20 protein-coding genes and 1 riboswitch are annotated in these 17,069 nt (G+C 61.6%); of the genes, 14 read left to right on the top strand and 6 right to left on the bottom strand.

Annotated features, from left to right (window positions below):
* Nucleotides 1-55: 55 nt before the first annotated feature.
* The 3 genes from Q9235_RS25090 to Q9235_RS25080 all read right to left on the bottom strand — a co-directional run bounded on the left by Q9235_RS25090 (nucleotide 56) and on the right by Q9235_RS25080 (nucleotide 3,196).
* Nucleotides 56-892, bottom strand: a complete 837-nt coding sequence (locus Q9235_RS25090) for a transporter substrate-binding domain-containing protein (RefSeq protein ID WP_306224471.1) — start codon at nucleotides 890-892, stop codon at nucleotides 56-58.
* Between the two features lie 17 nt (nucleotides 893-909).
* The gene (locus Q9235_RS25085) at nucleotides 910-1,650 is read right to left on the bottom strand and encodes an amino acid ABC transporter ATP-binding protein (RefSeq protein ID WP_306224470.1); all 741 of its coding nucleotides are present in this window, start codon (nucleotides 1,648-1,650) and stop codon (nucleotides 910-912) included.
* Between the two features lie 85 nt (nucleotides 1,651-1,735).
* Entirely contained in the window at nucleotides 1,736-3,196 is a 1,461-nt protein-coding gene (locus Q9235_RS25080; protein WP_306224469.1) for an NAD(P)-binding domain-containing protein, read from the bottom strand.
* A 301-nt stretch (nucleotides 3,197-3,497) separates the two neighbouring features.
* On the opposite strand from Q9235_RS25080, the gene Q9235_RS25075 reads away from it, so the two are divergent.
* The 3 genes from Q9235_RS25075 to Q9235_RS25065 all read left to right on the top strand — a co-directional run bounded on the left by Q9235_RS25075 (nucleotide 3,498) and on the right by Q9235_RS25065 (nucleotide 5,713).
* Nucleotides 3,498-3,965 carry a CMD domain-containing protein gene (locus Q9235_RS25075; RefSeq protein WP_306224468.1) on the top strand — a complete coding sequence of 156 codons (468 nt, stop codon included), beginning with the start codon at nucleotides 3,498-3,500 and terminating at the stop codon, nucleotides 3,963-3,965.
* On the top strand, nucleotides 3,962-4,552 hold the full coding sequence (locus tag Q9235_RS25070; protein WP_306224467.1) for a peroxidase-related enzyme: 591 nt from the start codon (nucleotides 3,962-3,964) through the stop codon (nucleotides 4,550-4,552). The genes Q9235_RS25075 and Q9235_RS25070 overlap by 4 nt, the downstream gene beginning before the upstream one ends.
* 90 nt (nucleotides 4,553-4,642) lie before the next feature.
* Entirely contained in the window at nucleotides 4,643-5,713 is a 1,071-nt protein-coding gene (locus tag Q9235_RS25065; RefSeq protein WP_306224466.1) for an NAD/NADP octopine/nopaline dehydrogenase family protein, read from the top strand.
* A 22-nt stretch (nucleotides 5,714-5,735) separates the two neighbouring features.
* On the opposite strand, the gene Q9235_RS25060 is transcribed toward Q9235_RS25065, so the two are convergent.
* Nucleotides 5,736-6,704: a LysR family transcriptional regulator gene (locus tag Q9235_RS25060; protein ID WP_306224465.1), complete on the bottom strand. Its 969-nt coding sequence runs from the start codon at nucleotides 6,702-6,704 to the stop codon at nucleotides 5,736-5,738.
* 254 nt (nucleotides 6,705-6,958) lie between these two features.
* Nucleotides 6,959-7,525 (bottom strand): manganese efflux pump MntP, encoded by a 567-nt coding sequence (locus Q9235_RS25055; RefSeq protein ID WP_306224464.1) that lies wholly within the window; start codon nucleotides 7,523-7,525, stop codon nucleotides 6,959-6,961.
* 77 nt (nucleotides 7,526-7,602) lie between these two features.
* Nucleotides 7,603-7,704: riboswitch (yybP-ykoY riboswitch) on the bottom strand.
* 585 nt (nucleotides 7,705-8,289) lie between these two features.
* On the opposite strand from Q9235_RS25055, the gene Q9235_RS25050 reads away from it, so the two are divergent.
* From Q9235_RS25050 to Q9235_RS25035, 4 genes are all read left to right on the top strand, one after another.
* Nucleotides 8,290-8,514 carry a heavy-metal-associated domain-containing protein gene (locus Q9235_RS25050; RefSeq protein WP_306224463.1) on the top strand — a complete coding sequence of 75 codons (225 nt, stop codon included), beginning with the start codon at nucleotides 8,290-8,292 and terminating at the stop codon, nucleotides 8,512-8,514.
* The gene (locus tag Q9235_RS25045; protein WP_306224462.1) at nucleotides 8,511-8,675 is read left to right on the top strand and encodes a heavy-metal-associated domain-containing protein; all 165 of its coding nucleotides are present in this window, start codon (nucleotides 8,511-8,513) and stop codon (nucleotides 8,673-8,675) included. Before Q9235_RS25050 ends, Q9235_RS25045 begins: the two co-directional genes overlap by 4 nt.
* Before the next feature lie 106 nt (nucleotides 8,676-8,781).
* Nucleotides 8,782-9,417, top strand: coding sequence for a peroxiredoxin (locus Q9235_RS25040; RefSeq protein ID WP_306224461.1), 636 nt, complete (start codon nucleotides 8,782-8,784; stop codon nucleotides 9,415-9,417).
* Nucleotides 9,418-9,445: 28 nt separating this feature from the next.
* Nucleotides 9,446-10,318: an MBL fold metallo-hydrolase gene (locus Q9235_RS25035; RefSeq protein WP_306224460.1), complete on the top strand. Its 873-nt coding sequence runs from the start codon at nucleotides 9,446-9,448 to the stop codon at nucleotides 10,316-10,318.
* A 144-nt stretch (nucleotides 10,319-10,462) separates the two neighbouring features.
* On the opposite strand, the gene Q9235_RS25030 is transcribed toward Q9235_RS25035, so the two are convergent.
* Complete coding sequence (locus Q9235_RS25030) at nucleotides 10,463-11,233, bottom strand: DUF1223 domain-containing protein (RefSeq protein WP_306224459.1); 771 nt, start codon at nucleotides 11,231-11,233, stop codon at nucleotides 10,463-10,465.
* A 428-nt stretch (nucleotides 11,234-11,661) separates the two neighbouring features.
* On the opposite strand from Q9235_RS25030, the gene Q9235_RS25025 reads away from it, so the two are divergent.
* The 7 genes from Q9235_RS25025 (at nucleotide 11,662) to Q9235_RS24995 (ending at nucleotide 17,065) form a co-directional block, all read left to right on the top strand.
* Nucleotides 11,662-13,002, top strand: coding sequence for an Nramp family divalent metal transporter (locus Q9235_RS25025; RefSeq protein WP_306224458.1), 1,341 nt, complete (start codon nucleotides 11,662-11,664; stop codon nucleotides 13,000-13,002).
* Nucleotides 13,003-13,510: 508 nt separating this feature from the next.
* Entirely contained in the window at nucleotides 13,511-14,002 is a 492-nt protein-coding gene (locus tag Q9235_RS25020) for a copper chaperone PCu(A)C (protein WP_306224457.1), read from the top strand.
* Nucleotides 14,003-14,009: 7 nt separating this feature from the next.
* Nucleotides 14,010-14,630, top strand: coding sequence for an SCO family protein (locus Q9235_RS25015; RefSeq protein ID WP_306224456.1), 621 nt, complete (start codon nucleotides 14,010-14,012; stop codon nucleotides 14,628-14,630).
* A complete protein-coding gene (locus tag Q9235_RS25010; RefSeq protein WP_306224455.1) occupies nucleotides 14,627-15,169 on the top strand; it encodes a TlpA disulfide reductase family protein in 543 nt (180 codons plus the stop codon). The genes Q9235_RS25015 and Q9235_RS25010 overlap by 4 nt, the downstream gene beginning before the upstream one ends.
* A gap of 91 nt (nucleotides 15,170-15,260) precedes the next feature.
* On the top strand, nucleotides 15,261-15,653 hold the full coding sequence (locus Q9235_RS25005; RefSeq protein ID WP_306224454.1) for a hypothetical protein: 393 nt from the start codon (nucleotides 15,261-15,263) through the stop codon (nucleotides 15,651-15,653).
* A 135-nt stretch (nucleotides 15,654-15,788) separates the two neighbouring features.
* A complete protein-coding gene (locus Q9235_RS25000) occupies nucleotides 15,789-16,331 on the top strand; it encodes a TlpA disulfide reductase family protein (protein WP_306224453.1) in 543 nt (180 codons plus the stop codon).
* Nucleotides 16,331-17,065: a cytochrome c biogenesis CcdA family protein gene (locus tag Q9235_RS24995; protein WP_306224452.1), complete on the top strand. Its 735-nt coding sequence runs from the start codon at nucleotides 16,331-16,333 to the stop codon at nucleotides 17,063-17,065. Before Q9235_RS25000 ends, Q9235_RS24995 begins: the two co-directional genes overlap by 1 nt.
* Nucleotides 17,066-17,069: the final 4 nt, after the last annotated feature.

Below are 17,069 nucleotides of genomic sequence, written 5' to 3'. Positions count from 1 at the left end.
TTCAAAATCGGCGGTCGTGTCGTCGGCTTCTGTCGGTCGTTGGAGCTTGAAAGCTCTATTTCATGAACCGGACGATCTCTTCGCCGAACCATTTCTGCGAAAGTTTATCCATCGTCCCGTCTTCTTTGAGCTCCTTCAGAACCTTGTTCACGTCCTCGGCGAGGGCTTTGTTTTTGTCGGCCTTGTGGATCAGCATGTAGGTGTTGGCGCTGAAGACCGGGTCGGACGCCTTGATGTCGAGCTTCTGCTCCTCGATGACGGTCTGCTCACCCAGGTTGGACGGTAGGATCAGCGCGTCGAACTTGCTGTTCTGGACCTCTTTGAGCCGATCCGGATACGGGATGCCGGCGCTCGAGGTCGTGATTTCCAGCTTGTGGCTCGGGTTTTCCTGCATCCAACTGACGACGAAGCGATAGGTACCGCCACCGGCGGTCAGCGGAACGATTCTCTTTCCTACGAGGTCCTTCATCGCCGCAATGTCGCTGTCCTTGCGGCTGTAGATCTTCAGCAAGCTCGCGCCCATCGGGTTCTCGGGGATGATGAACTGCTTCGCGCGGGCGTCCGACCTGTAATAGCCACCGCAGGCCATATCGTACTTGCCTGTCGCGAGGCCGGTTTCCTGGGCGATGTCCGCAACGCCCTCCATCTCGAACTTGTATTGGGGGAGCTTCGCGTTGATGGCGCGCAGCAGGTCGGGCTCATATCCCTGCGGCTCGACGCCGATCGCGCCCCAGGCGAGCGGCTTGGATTCTGCTGAAGTCGCAATCTTGACGACCCGCGGCACACCCCCAGCGGCCTGCGCAAGAGCGCCGGTTGCGGTGGCGAGCAGGATCATGGCGCTGCCGGTTACGACCGCGAACCCGCGGCGAGAGATTGAATTCGTCGCAGACATCTTCAAAACTCCTTTTCTCAGTGGAAGGCGAGTTCGGTTTGCAGGAACTGGGCAAGGCGTGGGTTGGCTGGGGCGTCAAAAATCTCGGCCGGGCTACCGTCAGCAGCAACGACGCCCTGATCCATGAAGACGATCCGGTTCGAGATATTCTTGGCGAACTGCATCTCGTGCGTAACGAGCAGCGACGTGATGCCGGACGAGGTCACATCCTTGATGACCTTCAGCACCTCGCTGACGAGTTCGGGGTCGAGTGACGACGTCGGCTCGTCGAACAGCATCACATCGGGCCGTACCGCAAGTGCGCGAGCGATGCCCGTCCGCTGCAACTGGCCGCCTGAAAGCTGAGAGGGATAGCTATCCCGTTTTGCGGAGAGACCGACGCGCTCCAGCTCCCGCAGGGCGATCTCACGTGCCTCATCCTGCGACTTCCGCTGCACAACGACCAGCGGGTCCATCACGTTCTGGAGGACGGTCATATTCTTGAAGACGTTGAACTGCTGGAAGACCATGGCGGTACGCAGCCGCACCGCCTGAATGGTCTTCTTGTCGGCTTGGGCATAGTCCATGTGGAGCTGATCGAACGCGATGGTCCCGGACGATGGCTTCACGAGGTAGTTGATGCACTTGAGCAGCGTGGTCTTGCCTGTGCCGCTTGGGCCGATGATGGAGACCACGTCGCCGCGATTGACAGACAGATCGACGCCGTTGAGGACCTGCGTATTTCCGTAGGACAGCTTGATATTCTTGAGTTCAAGCATGCGGGCTGTTGTCCTTTCCAGAGTGCGACGTCAAAGGGCGCTTGCCGGCTCAGCCGGGGAAAAACGGGCCAGTTTGCCGGTTCCGTTACGCAGCGGCATGCGGTGCTCCTGCGGCTGCGTCGGCATCGGTCCATTCGTCTCCAAGAAGTTCTGGCGTGTCGAACGCCGTGAGAGCCGCATAGTGGCGTTCTCGATCGGCCACGAAGAGGCTGCGAACGATCCCGCGAGCCAGCCGATCAGCTCCCTCGCTGATTGCCGGGATGTCCCCGGAGAGCTTGCCGTGGCTCAAGGTCGCCGGGAAGTTGAAGCAGTGAATCTGGTGCAGCGCCGGGCACGTACCGGGCACCTTTTCCAGGAATTCGAAGCTGCCGCCGAGGTCAGGTGAGTTTTCCAGCTCGGGGTTGGGCATGTCTTCGGGCGCGGCGAACCGATCGCGCCAGAGTCTGATAAACGGGGCGACGGCCGAAAGCTCCGGACGGGCCAGGAGATCGACCTGAAATCCCGTGCCGAAGATGATGAAGTCCACATCGTACGCGCCCTTCGGCGTCGTCAGAACGACGTGATCTCCCTGCTCCTCCAGCTTCAGAATTGGGCTTCCGAGATGGAAATGAGCGTTTGCGTGCTGCGACACGCGCAGTGTGCTCGGCCTGGGCGGCGGCGTCTGCGCTCTGATGGTGTGATCCAGGAAGCGCCACTTCCACTCGTCGGGCAGGCCCGCAAAGCCATGAATGACGCCCTGGCTGCCGATGCCAGTAAACTTGTTGACCCGCGGGATGTCCTCACGACGGATGAAGAGGTCCAGCCGGGCACAGCCTGTCTCAAGCGCCACCGCAGCATTATCCATCGAAGACGCACCTGCGCCGATGACCGCCAAGCGCTTGTTTCGCAGTCCTTCGAAGTCAATTTCGTCTGCGGTATGCGCCCAGAACCTTCGGTCAACGGCTTCAGTTATCGACGGGACAAAGGGGCCGCCGAGACCATCGCGGCCGCTGGCTAGGACGACGTGACGGGCAAACACCGTCTCGACTCCCGCATTGTGAGCGACCTGCAGCGCCAAGAGGCCATCGGGGCGCGGGTCGATCGCCTGAACCTCGACCTCGTTTTCGACCGGCAGGCTCAGCACCTTCCGATACCAGATCAGATAATCCATCCAGACCAGGCGTGGTGCGCGGTCGAGCTTCTCCCAGGCTTCACGCCCGAAACGGGCCTCAAAGTAGGCTCGGAACGTCAACGCCGGCAGGCCCATCGCCGGGCCGGTCAACTGCTTCGGTGATCGCAGTGTCCGCATCCGGGCGTAGGTTGCCCATGGCCCTTCCCGGCCTGACGGCGCTCGATCCAGAACCTGGTGATTGTCGACCCCAAGCCGCTTGAGCATGCCCGACGCGACGAGCCCTGCCATGCCGGCGCCGACGATGACCACATCGCGAACGCGCTGATCTTCGACGTACTGCGGCGGAACCCAGCTTTTCGCAGGCAACTCCAACCAGGCCAGATCCTGCGCAAGTCGCGCTTCCAGAGCTTTGAGGTTGGCGTCCGGTGCGGTCACAGCCGTCGCCTCCAGCCGTCGCGCTTTCGGCAAACGGTTCTTTTGGATGGGCCGCCTTCGCACCTGGCCAGCCAGCTCTTCGCATGCAGCAAAGCAACTGCACCTGCTCCTCGGCAGGCAGACCATCCCTGAACGGTCGATCCATTGGCATGCATTTGCTGGATGCTAAACGGCCTTTGATGCAAATCAAATATGAAGCTGTGATGAATGGCGGGCTCAATCGAACTTTTTTGAATACAAAGCCTCCCTTGATGCATCAGTCACATGATGACACGCTGGCCGCATCAAGGAGGCGCCTGCCGTGACACTGATCGAAGAGATCGTGGATGCTCGTCCTGGCTCGGATCTGGCCGAAGCCCTGACGCACCGCGCCGAGATCCTGCGTTTGAGCCAATCAACCCACGACGCCGTGCTGTTCCCGCAATCGCCGGGCGCGATAAGTCACGGGCTTCGTGCCGCTCTCGCTTCTCGCATGGCCCGTCAGTACGAGGTGCCGAAGCTCGCGGAGCATTATGAGGAGCTGATCCAGCAGAGCCGCGATAACGACGAACCGCACGACGCTGCGACAGACGCTCAGACCGCCGCAATCGTCGCGCACTGCGACCTTCTCACATTGCGTCCCCGCGACGCGACCAGAGCCGACATCGAGAAGCTGAAAGCATCAGGCATGGGCGAGCCGGACGTCGTTCGCCTCGCCGAGTTGGCAGCATTCGTCAGCTACCAGGCCAGAGTGATCAAAGGCCTGCAGGCGTTGAAGGGGGCAAAATGACCCGCGTCGTCGAAAACTTCACCACGCAGGTCCCTGTTTGGTCGCCCTACATAAAGCCGGTCGAGTTGGCGTCTGCGACGCCGGAGCAGTTGGCCGCAATGCAGGTTACCCCATCCAACAAGGGGGTTTCGCCGTATGTGCTGACCCTCGCGCATGATCCGGAGTCGCTAGCCGTCCGGTCGCCGCTCTTCAATCAGATCATGTATGGAAAGGATGGGCTGAGTTCGGCCGAGCGCGAACTCGGCGCGGTTGGCGCCTCCGTCGTGAACCGCTGCATTTATTGCGCCGCAGTCCACGCTTCCCGCTTCAACAACCTTTCCAAGCGCCCAGGCGTCATCGACGAGATTTTCGAGCGAGAGCGCCAGGCCAGGCTCGAACCTCGCGACCAGGCGATCTTCGATTTTTCCGCTCAGTTGTCCGAGACCCCACCGGCCATCCCAAAAACCGCTGCGGCGGATCTGGCTAATGCCGGCCTGAACACATTGGAGGCCGTCGATCTCGTGCTTTCGAGCGCGCTCTTCGGGTGGGCCAATCGTCTCATGCACACCTTGGGCGAGCCGACAGAGCGAGAGCAGGCACCGCGGTAAGATCGGCTCCGAGGAGCACGAGAAGCCGCCCCGACGCGCTCGACAACGCCAGCACGAACCCCCTCCCGTTCGATCTAACGGAGTTATTCAATGCGTGTCGGCATTCTCGGTGCGGGCGGCATCGCCTTCGGAGCGGCTGCATATCTTCATCTGAACGGGCATGAGCCGATTCTCTGGTCCCCGTCCGGACGCGGCACGGCCGAGCTCGCGGCCGGGGCAGCGCTGAAAGCGTCAGGTGCTCTGGACCTGAGCTTTCACCCTCGGATCGCTTCGAGTGCAGAGGAGGCGATCGCCGGCTCTGATGTGGCGATGCTCGCCATGCCCGGGAACGCCCATCGCATGGCCATGGAAGAGATCGCCCGCAATCTGCGCGATGGCCAGCCGACAATCATCAGCTCCCACCTTTCGTTCGGAGCTCTCTATCTGTCGCGGTTGCTTTCCGAGCGAGGCATCAAGGCCCCGATCATCGCCTGGGGGACAACGCTGACGACCGGGCGCAAGCAGGGACCCACCGAGGTTGGCGTGAACTCCGTTCGTTCCAAGATCGACCTCGCGACAGTGCCCGAAAGCGACAGCGAGATCGGCAAGACGCTTTGCACCGAGCTGTTCGGCGATCGATTTGTTCGTCGCGACGGATTGCTGGCCATCTCGCTCAGCAATCTCAATCCACAAAATCACCTGGCCATCTCTCTTTTCAACCTCACGCGAATGGAGCGCGGGGAACGATGGGGCCAGGCGGAAAACGTCACAGCCTCAGTGGGGCGGGTCATGGAGCAACTGGACGCCGAACGGCTGGCGATCGCAGCGGAATTCGGCGTCCCGGTGCGATCGATCAAGGAGCACTATTCGTTTTCCTATCAGCTCCCCATCGCCAGCATCGCAGAGATGAACGCGGAGCTTCACAAGCGCGGGAAAGGCAGCTTTGGGCCGCCGACAACGGAGAGCCGCTACGTCCTCGAGGACGCTCCGTTCGGCCTATGGCCAACGATATTGCTCGGCCGTCTCGCAGGGCGTCCAGCCAGTCTTCACGAGGCAGGCTTGGCGCTGCTGTCGGCGGCATACGGCCGTCCGCTTGCCGACGACAACGACCTGTTGCCGTTGCTCGACATCCAAAACCTGTCACGCGACTACCTTCAGGAGATCTCCCGCGTTGGCATGTGAGCGCGCTCGCCAAGATGCGTGATCAGCGTTCGGATGAGTATGCCGGCCGTGCGAGATCGGCCACGAGTTGCTGCCTTGCCTCCGCAGGGTGCCTGACGAAACCCGGTATGGTCTCCCGGGCAATCTCGTCGAACTTGTCGATCAAGCCCGCAACCTGCGCGGCCAATGGACGACCGTACGGCGTAACAATCGCCCAGAAAAATGAGATCTTCACGTCGATCGGTCTGATCACCACGCCTTCGACAGGCATTCCATAAGCGATGATCGGCTCGATCAGCGCTACCCCCAGACCAGCCCGGGCCGACATGATGGCCGCATTCGACGTGTTGGTGTCCAACACTGCGGCGGGAGTTATTCCGTTAGCTTCCAAGGCGAGATCGACCCGCCGCCGCCATCTGAACGGGTTGGCCAGCGTGATCAGGCGGCGCCCCGCCAAAGCCGACAATGGCACGCAATCCAGCTCTGCGAGAGGATCGTCAGATGCGATCGCGGCGACGCAAGGGGCTTCACCGATCCAATGGATTTCCAACGCCGGATGATCCACCGGCAAGCTCGTGACGCCGATCTCTGACACCTGCGTAGCGATGTCCTGAACGACTTGCTCGGCAATCGCGGTGCGAATGTGAACCTGGTCAGGGAGATTATCGAGCCCAAGGCGACGGAGAGCAGCCGGCAGCATTCCTACCGAGAAGGATGCGATCGACGCGATGGAGAGCGACCGTGGCTTGTCGACCGCGATCGCGTCTGCCCGCTCTCGCAGTTGTCGGAGCCAAGCCAGCACTGGCTCGACCTCTTGATAGAAGCGAAGGCCCTGTTCAGTGGTCGTTACGCGCGGTCCGCTTCGATGAAGCAGGCTGAAGCCAAGCGAATTTTCGAGGTCCTGAATGAGGCGCGTCAGCGCGGGCTGCGATCGCCCGAGGAGCCGCGCCGCGCCAGTGATGCTCCCAGCGGACATGACCGCCGCAAATGCTTCAAGCTGACGTAGATCCATTGCGTCTCCCCGATCATGGGCATGATAGGGGCCCTATGATGCAGGTCAAGCATGGCGCGACTTCCCGTCCCGAGCGCCTCGCCGCTTCATTTATCCGACTGGTCCGCTCATCCCCGAACTTTGATCCGACCGGTTCGGATGCCGGTCGCGGCGAAGCACTATAGAGGCGCGCAAGGAACGAGTTCCTCGCGCTCTTCGAAGCTGCCGAGCGCTGGGAAAGCCAACACAACCACCGCCCGGATGGGATCTGATGATCAAGCCGCGGTGAGGTGGCTCAACAGGATCGAAATCCCTAATCCAATCAACGCGCCGCCGCCGACGCGCTCCGCCCATCGTCCAAATTTGGCACCGATCATGTTGCCGGCCATCATTCCGGCAGTGGACATAAGGAACGTTGCGAAGCCGATGGCGGCTGCAACGATGATGATATTGACATCGAGGAAGGCGAGAGAGACGCCGACAGCCATGGCGTCGATGCTGGTGCCGACGGCCGTCGCCATGAGGGTCCATAGGGAACGGCTCTGGACCGACTCGGAGCGCAGTTCTGCGGGCGCAAACGAATGCAGAACCATCCTGCCGCCGACAATGCCCAACAGCACAAACGCAATCCAATGGTCGACCGCCGCAACGTACTGGCTTGCGGCCAGGCCGGCTGCCCAACCGACGAGCGGCGTGATGGTTTCAACGATGCCAAAGACAGCTCCGGTCCGTAGCGCCTCGAGAAAGCGAGGTCGGGATGAGGCTGCTCCGCGCCCCACCGAAGCCAACAACGCGTCGACGGACATGCCCACAGCGAGCACCGCAATCGAAACAGGTGACATTTTCAACTCATGTTCGGACTGAGGATCGGACGGAAATCGAGACCCTGCCCGCAGGTCTCCCCGTCACGGTCTCGCTTGGCCGAAACACTCCGGCTGATCGCACCACGCGGTCCTCGCCGCGAGTCTGTTGATGCGACCGCGCCCCGACAAGGACGCCGCTACTCCCCGATGAGTGGCGGTGTAGTTCCCCTAGCCCCGAAAGTCAATAACCGAAACAAATCAATGGCTTGTCATTGAGAAGCATTTGCAGCAAGACGATATTCGGCACGGTGACTTCGCGAGTTTGGAGGAAGCATCTTATGCTGAGAGAGATGTGACCGACCTGTCGACGATGATCGCGCCTGCCAGCTCTCGCAGTTGTCGCGACCAAGCCAGCACAGGCTCGACCTCTTGATAGAAGCGACCCGCCTCGGGTCAGCACCTGATGGTTTGGAAATGTCGTAGCTTTCTTTAAACGAAGCCACCGTTGCGAAAATCTCGAAGCGGCGCCAGGCTGCATGTCAGCACGTCAGTGGTGAGTTCGAATGACTTCGCGATCGTGGATCAATCTGGGAATTCGGCTCGCGATCATAGCAGTCCTTGCATTCGGATTCTGGTCGGGGCGAATCGTCCTTCGTGGCTGACCAGCGGCGGCAAAAGCTTGCCCTCCTTTCGCATTGCGCCATCGACCCTGCAGGCTGCAAGTTCAGTCATGTGAGCCTCTTGACCCTGCAGTCGCTACAGACCCCACATTGGTCGGACAGGTCCTGAAACAGGAGGCGGTCATGGCCGAAAATTCATCTCAGACTCTCGAATTCAAGATTGAGGGCATGGATTGCGGGCATTGTGTCAGCTCCATCGAGAAGGCGATCCGCGCGCTTCCAGGGGTTGAAGCCGTGAAGGTGTCGCTCTCGGACAAGAGCGCGATTGTGAAGCACGATCCGGCAGCGATTTCGCAACACGCGGTCTTCGAAGCGGTCGAGGACGCCGGGTTCGACGTGCCGCGGTGAGCACGCTCGAGCTTCCGATCGGCGGCATGAACCACACCGCCTGCACCAAGAAGCTCCAGGGTGCTCTCAGGAAGCTGCCCGGCGTCGACGACGTCGAGATTCTGCTGAGCGCTGAGAAGGCGGTGATCGTCCGGTCGAGCGAGCGGGTGCAGATCGCCTGATCCGGCAAAAATAACGATGCCGGCGGGGACCGTTTAGTCCGCGCCGTCTTTAGACGCTGTCGTAGGATGCGGCGGCGTTTCCAATCCAACAGGAAAGGACATGACCATGACACTTCAACTCGGAGACACCGTTCCCGATTTCCGGGCCGAGACCACGATGGGGCCGATCCGCTTCCATGACTGGATCGAAGGCTCCTGGGCGGTGCTGTTCTCCCACCCGAAGAATTTCACGCCGGTCTGCACCACCGAGCTCGGCGACGTCGCGCGGCTGAAGCCCGAATTTGACAGGCGCGGCGTCAAGGTGATCGGGCTCAGCGTCGATGAGCTCGCCCGCCATAGCGACTGGGAAGACGATATCGAGGAGACCCAGGGCCAGCGCGTCAACTTCCCCCTGATCGCGGATTTCGATCGGAAGGTTGCCAGCCTCTACGGCATGATCCACCCTAATGCGAGCGACACCATGACGGTGCGATCTGTCTTCGTGATCGGACCGGACAAGAAGCTCAAGCTCAGCCTGACCTATCCGGCCAGCACGGGGCGCAACTTCGACGAGATCCTACGCACGATCGATTCGCTCCAGCTCACCGCCGGCCACAGCGTGGCAACCCCGTCGAACTGGCAGCCCGGCGGCGACGTGATCATCGTGCCCTCGCTATCCGATGAGGCGGCGAAAGAGAAATTCCCCAACGGCTGGAAGACGCTCAAACCCTATCTGCGCGTCGTGCCGCAGCCCAAGACCTGATACGGACCAGTAACGGCGGAGGCATCAAATGACCCCCAGCGTCGAAACGTTCTACGACAAGCGCAGCGGCACCGCGAGCCACCTGGTCTGGTGCGCACACGCAAAGGTCTGCGCCGTTATTGACCCGGTCTTCGATCTCGATCCGAAATCGGGCCACACCAGCAGAAAGCCGGTCGACGATATCGCCGACTTTGTCCGCGACAGCGGTCTCCGGCTGGAATGGATACTCGAGACCCATATCCATCACGACCATATCTCCGGCGCCGCCGAGTTGCGCAGGCTGCTCGGCGGCAGGATCGCGATCGGCGAACGGGTCGGGGAAGTTGCGGCGGCGATCGCCGGTGTCTACGGGCTCGACGCCGAGGGCCGCTGCCTCGACCGGTTCGACCGGCAGCTTGCGGATGGCGAGACGATCGCGCTCGGCGACCTGGCGATCGAGGTCATGGCCACGCCCGGGCATACGCTCGACCATCTCAGTTTTGTCGTGGGAGATGCCGTCTTCACTGGCGACACCCTGTTCATGCCGGATTCCGGGACGGCGCGTTGCGACTTCCACAAGGGAGATGCGGCCCGGCTGTTTCATTCGATCCATCGCATCCTCGACCGGCCCGACGACGCCATCTTGTTCGCTTGTCACGACTACGGCGCCTCCGGACGACGTGCGCCGGCCTGGCGCAGTTCAGTCGGTTCCCAGCGCCGGGCGAACATCCATGTTGGCAATGGAGCCGTCGAAAACGAGTTCGTCGCTTTGCGGAACAAACGAGACGCCGGTCTCGATATGCCGCAGCTCATGTTGCATGCGCTGCCGCTCAACATCAGGGCCGGCGATCTACCGGCACCGGCCGCCCATGGGCGGATCATGCTCAGCATTCCCCTAGACGTGCCGCGCGACGCGATGTGACCCCACCAAACAGAACAGAAGCGGCAGCGGCGCTCGGTGGTGTTCTCTGAATGATCGGCGATCCTGGTGTCCTAGACGCGCATCGCCTGCTTGCCGATCACGATCCCTACCGGGCGCGAGCGACACGCGCCGTGCCCAATGCGACTATCTTTCTCCATTCAGATTGAGTTTGGCGGCTCCATAGATCACGCCCGGTCCATCCTTCGTGGCAGCTTGAACGATAATAACCAGCCCGTCGGCATCCGGTGGAGCAGATGATTTCTGCACGGACAATGGATCGGCTCGTTCCGGCTGGACATCACCGAGCTTCTCAAAACCTCTCACCGCATTCCGATAGGTGACGGTCTTGCCGGCATTTTCTCCTGCCTCGATGCGAACCGACACCTCGTGCCTGGTCCAGAACGCCCAGATCTGCGCAGGTCTGTCCGTTGTGCCGACTTCGTATCGGCTCAGTGTGATGCCGATCCGGTCTCCCATATCCGTCAGTTCAACTGGCAGAGACAGGGCATCCGGATCTTTCTTGGCCTTGGCGAGAGCGTCAAGCAGCTTGCGCTCGTGATTGCCGAGAACCTGAACTCGGCCGTTGATCACGGCTTGAGGCGTGTAAATTTGGCGATCACCTCTTGCCGCGCCATAGGCCTTTTGACGTTTTGCAAATGCCGGCTTTGCAAGGCTGTCTTTCCACCCGAGATAGTTCCAGTAGTCGACATTCAGGGACAAGACGATCAGTTCGGGGTCGTTAGACAAGGCCGCGAGGTTGTCGTTCGCGGGCGGCGAGGCCGCGCAACCTTGGCTGCTGAACAACTCGATGACCGCGCGGGGCTTTTTGAACTCGCCTGCCACTGCCGCCTGCCAGGGCGTCGCTGCATACGCCGTCAGAGCGAGACAGGTAGCCAGAAGCGTCCGCCGGACCATGACGCTTGCTCCCCTTTTTTATGAAGGTCACTCAAAAAGCCAATACTCCGCTTGGCCACCTTGACGACGATCATAGTTGCGGTGAGCCGCCGAACCCATTCACGAAAGAGTTAGGGCGCCGTCGAAGGAAAAGGATCGGCGCCCGTCCAGCAGAAATGCGTAATGGGCCGGAGCGTCGCCAGAAGCCTGACGTCACTACAGTGTTCACGCCGGGCTTCAGCGGCTCATCATCTGAAATGAAAACTCATCGCTCGGAGCCGCCGCGATGGTCGGCGGCTTGTTTCGACCGCCGGACCTCGACGTTATGCATTACGGGCCTTTCGCGATGCGCCCCGACCATATTTCGAGCCGATCCGAAGATCATGGGTTGACAGGCTGCAACGCAATCCCTTATTGCAAATGCATCGCAATTACATCTTGAGGCAATCATGTCGAGCGAGAGCAGTCCAGCCGAGTCAGGCTGGCGCCGCAAGCGTGGCGAACCGTCGATGCTCGACGTCTTCCAATCGATCAGCGTTAAAAAGGGGGCGACGCCTTGGCGGCGCTTTCTCGCATTTGTAGGCCCAGGATATCTCGTTGCAGTGGGCTACATGGATCCGGGCAACTGGGCGACTTCGCTCGCCGGCGGAGCTCAATTCGGCTACACGCTGCTCGTCGTCGCGCTCATTTCCAACATTATGGCGATCATCCTCCAGTCGCTCTGCGCACGCCTCGCGGTATCGACGGGGCGGGATCTCGCTCAGGCTTGTCGCGACGCCTATCCGCGTGCCGTCTCCTGGCCCCTATGGCTCCTGGCGGAGCTTGCCATCTGCGCGACCGATCTCGCGGAGGTCATCGGCACCGCGATTGCGCTAAATCTGCTGTTCGGCATGCCTCTGGAAATCGGGGTCATCGTGACGGCGCTCGACGTCTTCGTGATCCTCTGGTTGCAACACAAGGGGTTCCGCTGGGTCGAGGCCTTCATCATCACATTGCTGGGCGTGATCGCGATCTGCTTCGGCGTCCAGATCGGCCTTGCCGACCCGAACTGGGGCGAGGTGATCCGAGGTTTCGCGCCGACCACCGAGATCATCAAAAACCCACAGATGCTCTATCTTTCGCTCGGTATCATCGGCGCGACCGTGATGCCGCATAATCTCTATCTGCATTCGGGCATCGTGCAGACGCGCGCCTACGGCGAGAGCCTGCCGGAGAAGCGCGAGGCGTTGAAATGGGCGACGCTCGACTCAACCATCGCGCTGATGTTCGCGCTGACGATCAACGCGTCTATCCTCATCCTTGCGGCCGCGACGTTCCACAAGACCGGTCAGAGCGGGGTGGAGGAGCTTGGTCGCGCCCACGAACTGCTCGCGCCGCTTCTCGGTGCTTCCATCGCGCCTACGCTGTTTGCCATCGCCCTGTTGTGTTGCGGCCTCAACTCGACCGTGACCGCGACGATGGCGGGGCAGATCGTCATGGAGGGCTTCCTCGACATCAGGCTCCCGGCATGGCTGCGGCGGCTGGTGACACGGCTGATCGCAATCGTCCCGGCGATCCTGGTCACCTGGATCTACGGCTCGGGCGAGACGGCGAAGCTTCTGATCCTCAGCCAGGTCATCCTGGGCCTGCAGCTACCCTTCGCGATTGTGCCGCTTGTAATGTTCACGGCGTCTCGCGCCAAGATGGGGGAGCTGGTGGCGCCGCGCTGGCTGACCTTCATCGCGAGTCTCGTCGCGGCCGTCATCATCGTGCTGAACGTCAAGCTGTTGATCGACTTCGTGATCGGATAAGCGCTGCGTCTCGTCGCATTGCGGGACGGTCGCTCATTCGCTAGTTGGAACACCGTGACCCGAACGGCATTCCAGCGTGTGATGCGAAGCCTGCTGGCGGTGGCGCTTGCTTATGCGCTGCTGCTGCAAGGCTCGCTTTTGCCGGCGCAGGCGAGCGCCCGGCTGGCCATGGCCAGCGCGTTGCCCGCCGGCATGTTGACGTTGTGCTCGGGCGCGCAGGTTGTCGACGGCGAGCAGAGCGACCCGTCCGCACATCATCTTTCGGCGCAATCGTCCTGTTGCGCCTGGGCATATCCCTTAGGACTCGACCCCTTCCTTGCGCCCGCACCGTCGGCAACCGAGCTCACATATGAAATCGGACACTCTTCGCCGGTCCTGAGGTCATATCCAGTCATATTAGCGGCGCCTTTCAGGGCGGTGACTGCACAAGGTTCAAGAGCGCCGCCTGTCCTCGCAGCGTGATCCGTGCCGGTCTTGCCGGCATCGTCATCCATCGAGGAGATATTCCATGAACCGTTCTGTCATGGGTGCCGTCGCGGCCGCCCTTTCCATAGCGCATTTCCCTACTGTTGCCGTTGCTCAAGATTACACGGTCGGATCTCTCAAGATCGACCATCCCTGGGCACGTGCGACACCGCCCGCGGCCAAAGTCGGCGGCGGCTATCTCAAGATCGTGAACAGCGGGACGACGCCGGATCGACTGCTCGGCGGATCAACCGAAGCGTCTGCCCGTCTTGAGATCCATGAAAGTAGCCTCGTCGATGGGATAGCCCGGATGCGCGAGAAGACCGATGGGGTCGCTGTCGGTGCCGGCGAAACCGTCGAGCTCAAGCCAAACGCGATCCATTTGATGCTGGTCGATCTCAAAGCCCCCCTGAAGCAGGGCGAAAAGATCCAGGCGACCCTGCGCTTCGAAAAGGCGGGACCGGTGGACGTCGAGTTCCAGATCCAGGGTATCGGCGCGCAGCCGCAAGCCTCTACCGATCACGCGACGCATTGAGGCCGCCATGCCAATCCTGAAATGGGTGCGCTACGGCGCATGGACCGCCGTCGTCCTCGTCGCCTTCGTCTCAACTGCGATCCTGCTAGGCTGGTGGAGGGTGGACGGGACAGACCCGGCTGGCGCAAGCAGCGCCAGCGAACAGGCTGCGCCGGCGATCGGCGGGCCGTTCACACTCGTCGACCACACCGGCAAGACCGTCACCGAGAAGGACTTCATCGGCAAGCCGATGGCGGTGTTCTTCGGCTTCACCTATTGTCCCGAAGTTTGCCCGACGACGCTTGTGCAGTTGGGCAATCTCACGAAGCAGATCGGTTCGATGGCCGATCGCCTACAGATTTTGCTCATAACGGTCGATCCCGAGCGAGACACTCCAGAGCAGCTAGCGCTCTATCTTCAGTCCTTCGATCCTCGTGTCGTTGGACTGACTGGCTCGCGCGAGCAGATCGACGCTGCGCTCAAGGCTTACAAGGCCTATGCGAAGAAAATTCCGACCGACGACGGCTATACGATGGACCATTCCGCCTCCGTCTATCTGATGAAGGCCGACGGTAGCTTTCGGACCATGATCGACTATCACGAAGAGGATGCTTCGGCGCTGGCCAAGATCCGTATGGTGCTGGGATGATCGGCGGCCGCAGGCTGGCCATCGGCGGCGTTCTTTTGGCGATCGCAGTGGCGACCTCGATAGCCCTGCTGACGAGGCAGGGAAAGCTGATGATGCCGCCAGCCGCGGCCGCGATCGCGTTCGAGGCGTCCGACGGCCGGCAGCTCTCGCTGGCGGATTTTCGCGGTCGCTTCATCCTGCTGAACCTCTGGGCGACCTGGTGTCCTCCTTGTGTCAAGGAGATGCCGTCGCTCGATCGCCTGCAGGCGGCGAAGGGCAGCGAAACCTTCGAGGTCGTCGCGCTGTCGCTCGACCGTCAAGGCATGGACGTGGTCGGGCCATTCTTCAAGCGGACGGGTATCGCCAATCTCGCAATCTATCTCGATCGCGCAGCTCGAAGCATGCCCGCGCTGAAGATAACGGGGCTGCCGACGACGATACTCATCGACCCTGCCGGACGCGAGATTGCGCGCTGGGCCGGAGCGAAAGAATGGGATCACGAGGCGAGCATCGCAGAAATCGAGGATCTCATCGAAAAGGCCCGGAAGGCCGCGAAATGAAGAGAGCCGTCAGCATCCGGAATGGTCAACAGAACGCGAGAAAGGTCCGCTCTCATTGCTTGGCGGCATCGTGCTGGGTTAGCGTTTCAGAATGACATCAGCTCGCACATGGCTGGATATGGGGCGCGGCCTGCTGTCCGCAGCCTGTGCGCTTGTGCTCCTGTTCCAACTGATGGCCAGTGCCATGGCCGGAAGCAACCATATCGCCACGAAATTCCGCGTCGGAGAGATTGCGCTCACCGAGATCTGCGGCACGACCCCGGCTTCAAAAAGCAACTCGTCGACCCATGTCGAGGGTGTCAATGCCTGCTGCGTTTGGGCAAAATCGGTTGCGCCGGCGCCGCTGATGCTTCCTGCCCTCATCGCGTCGGTTCCTGCGCGTACCGGCGCCATGGCAGTGACCTTCGACTGGCGATCAGCTCACACGAATGCCGGAGAGCCGGACGGGCCACCAAAGGCGACTGGACCGCCCCTGCAAGGCTGAACGGTCAAGCCTCCCTCGAGGCTTGCGGCGACACGGCGCTCAGTCCGTTTCGATCCATTGCTGCCGACCCTGGACGCGGCCGATGTGCCAGCGCGGTCGACGGCACGTAACCAGTCTACAATTCGAGGACCGAATTTGATCGGCCCAACGACAAGAACCGCATGGCTTGCCCTGTCGGCCGTTGTTACGGCGTCGACCGCCAACGTCATGGCCGACGATGGACAGGTCCGGCTGCGAAGTGATGGCACGCTTGCCATCCAGCGGCTCGATGGCGGTCGCGCGAGTCTCGCAGACTTTGCTGGAAGGGCCGTGCTCCTGACGGTCTGGGCAACCTGGTGCTGGTCGTGCCGGCAGGAGATGCCGGCGCTTGCGCGGCTCAATCGTCAATGGAAGGGGCGGCCACTGGCCATTATCGCCCTGTCGATCGACCGCGAGGGAGCAGAGGTCGTCAGACCCCTGATCAATGAGCTCGGTGTCGGCGATCTTGCGGTCTACCTCGATCCTCAAGGCGAAGTCGTGCGGCGCTACTCGGTCTCGGGGTTGCCGACGACGATCCTGTTGGGCTCCGACGGCCTGGAGCGGCGACGCTGGTACGGAGCCAGAGCGTGGGACGATCCGACCGCGGTGCAGGAGATCGCGTCGCTGCTCGCCGTCGAACCGAACAAGGTCACGCCCTGATGGAAATCGCCAATATCAGCATCCTGGCGGCGCTCGTGGCCGGTGCGGTCTCTTTCTTGTCGCCGTGCGTGCTGCCGCTCGTTCCCGGGTACGTCTCCTACATTGCCGGCGGCTCGGCCGCGGTCGGCGCGCGTACGCCGGCCAACTCGCGGATCAACGCTCTCGTCATGAGTGTATGGTTCGCGCTCGGCTTCTCGACCATCTTTGTCATGCTGGGCGCAGCGGCGACGGCCCTCAGCGGCCTCCTGCTCAGCTATCGCTATGAAGCTGGAATTGTCGGCGGCGCTATCGTTGTCGTCTTCGGCATCTTCACATCGGGCCTGCTCCGTCTTTCCTGGCTCGAACGGGAGCTACGCTTCAATCCCTCGATTGCCGGCGGCCGACCGATGGGCGCCTACCTCCTCGGGCTCGCCTTTGCCTTCGGCTGGACGCCCTGTATCGGGCCGGTTCTCGGCGCGATCCTGACCGTCAGCGCGACCTCACCAACCCCATCCACCGGCATCGCGTTGCTGAGCATCTACTCGCTCGGCCTCGCACTGCCATTCCTCATCACCGCGCTGTTCGCGGACAGCATCACGGTTCACCTGAGGCGCATGCGCGGCGCAGGCCGCGGTCTGCAGGTTCTGGCCGGGATCGTGATGATCGTGATGGGGCTCGCCATGATGTCGGGCCAGCTCTCGACAATGGCGTTCTGGCTTCTCGAAACCTTCCCAATTCTCGCAAAAATCGGATGAAAGG

Origin of the sequence: Bosea beijingensis, from assembly GCF_030758975.1 — a bacterium.
Taxonomy (GTDB): domain Bacteria; phylum Pseudomonadota; class Alphaproteobacteria; order Rhizobiales; family Beijerinckiaceae; genus Allobosea; species Allobosea beijingensis.
This window is presented reverse-complemented; position numbering and strand designations above follow the sequence as displayed.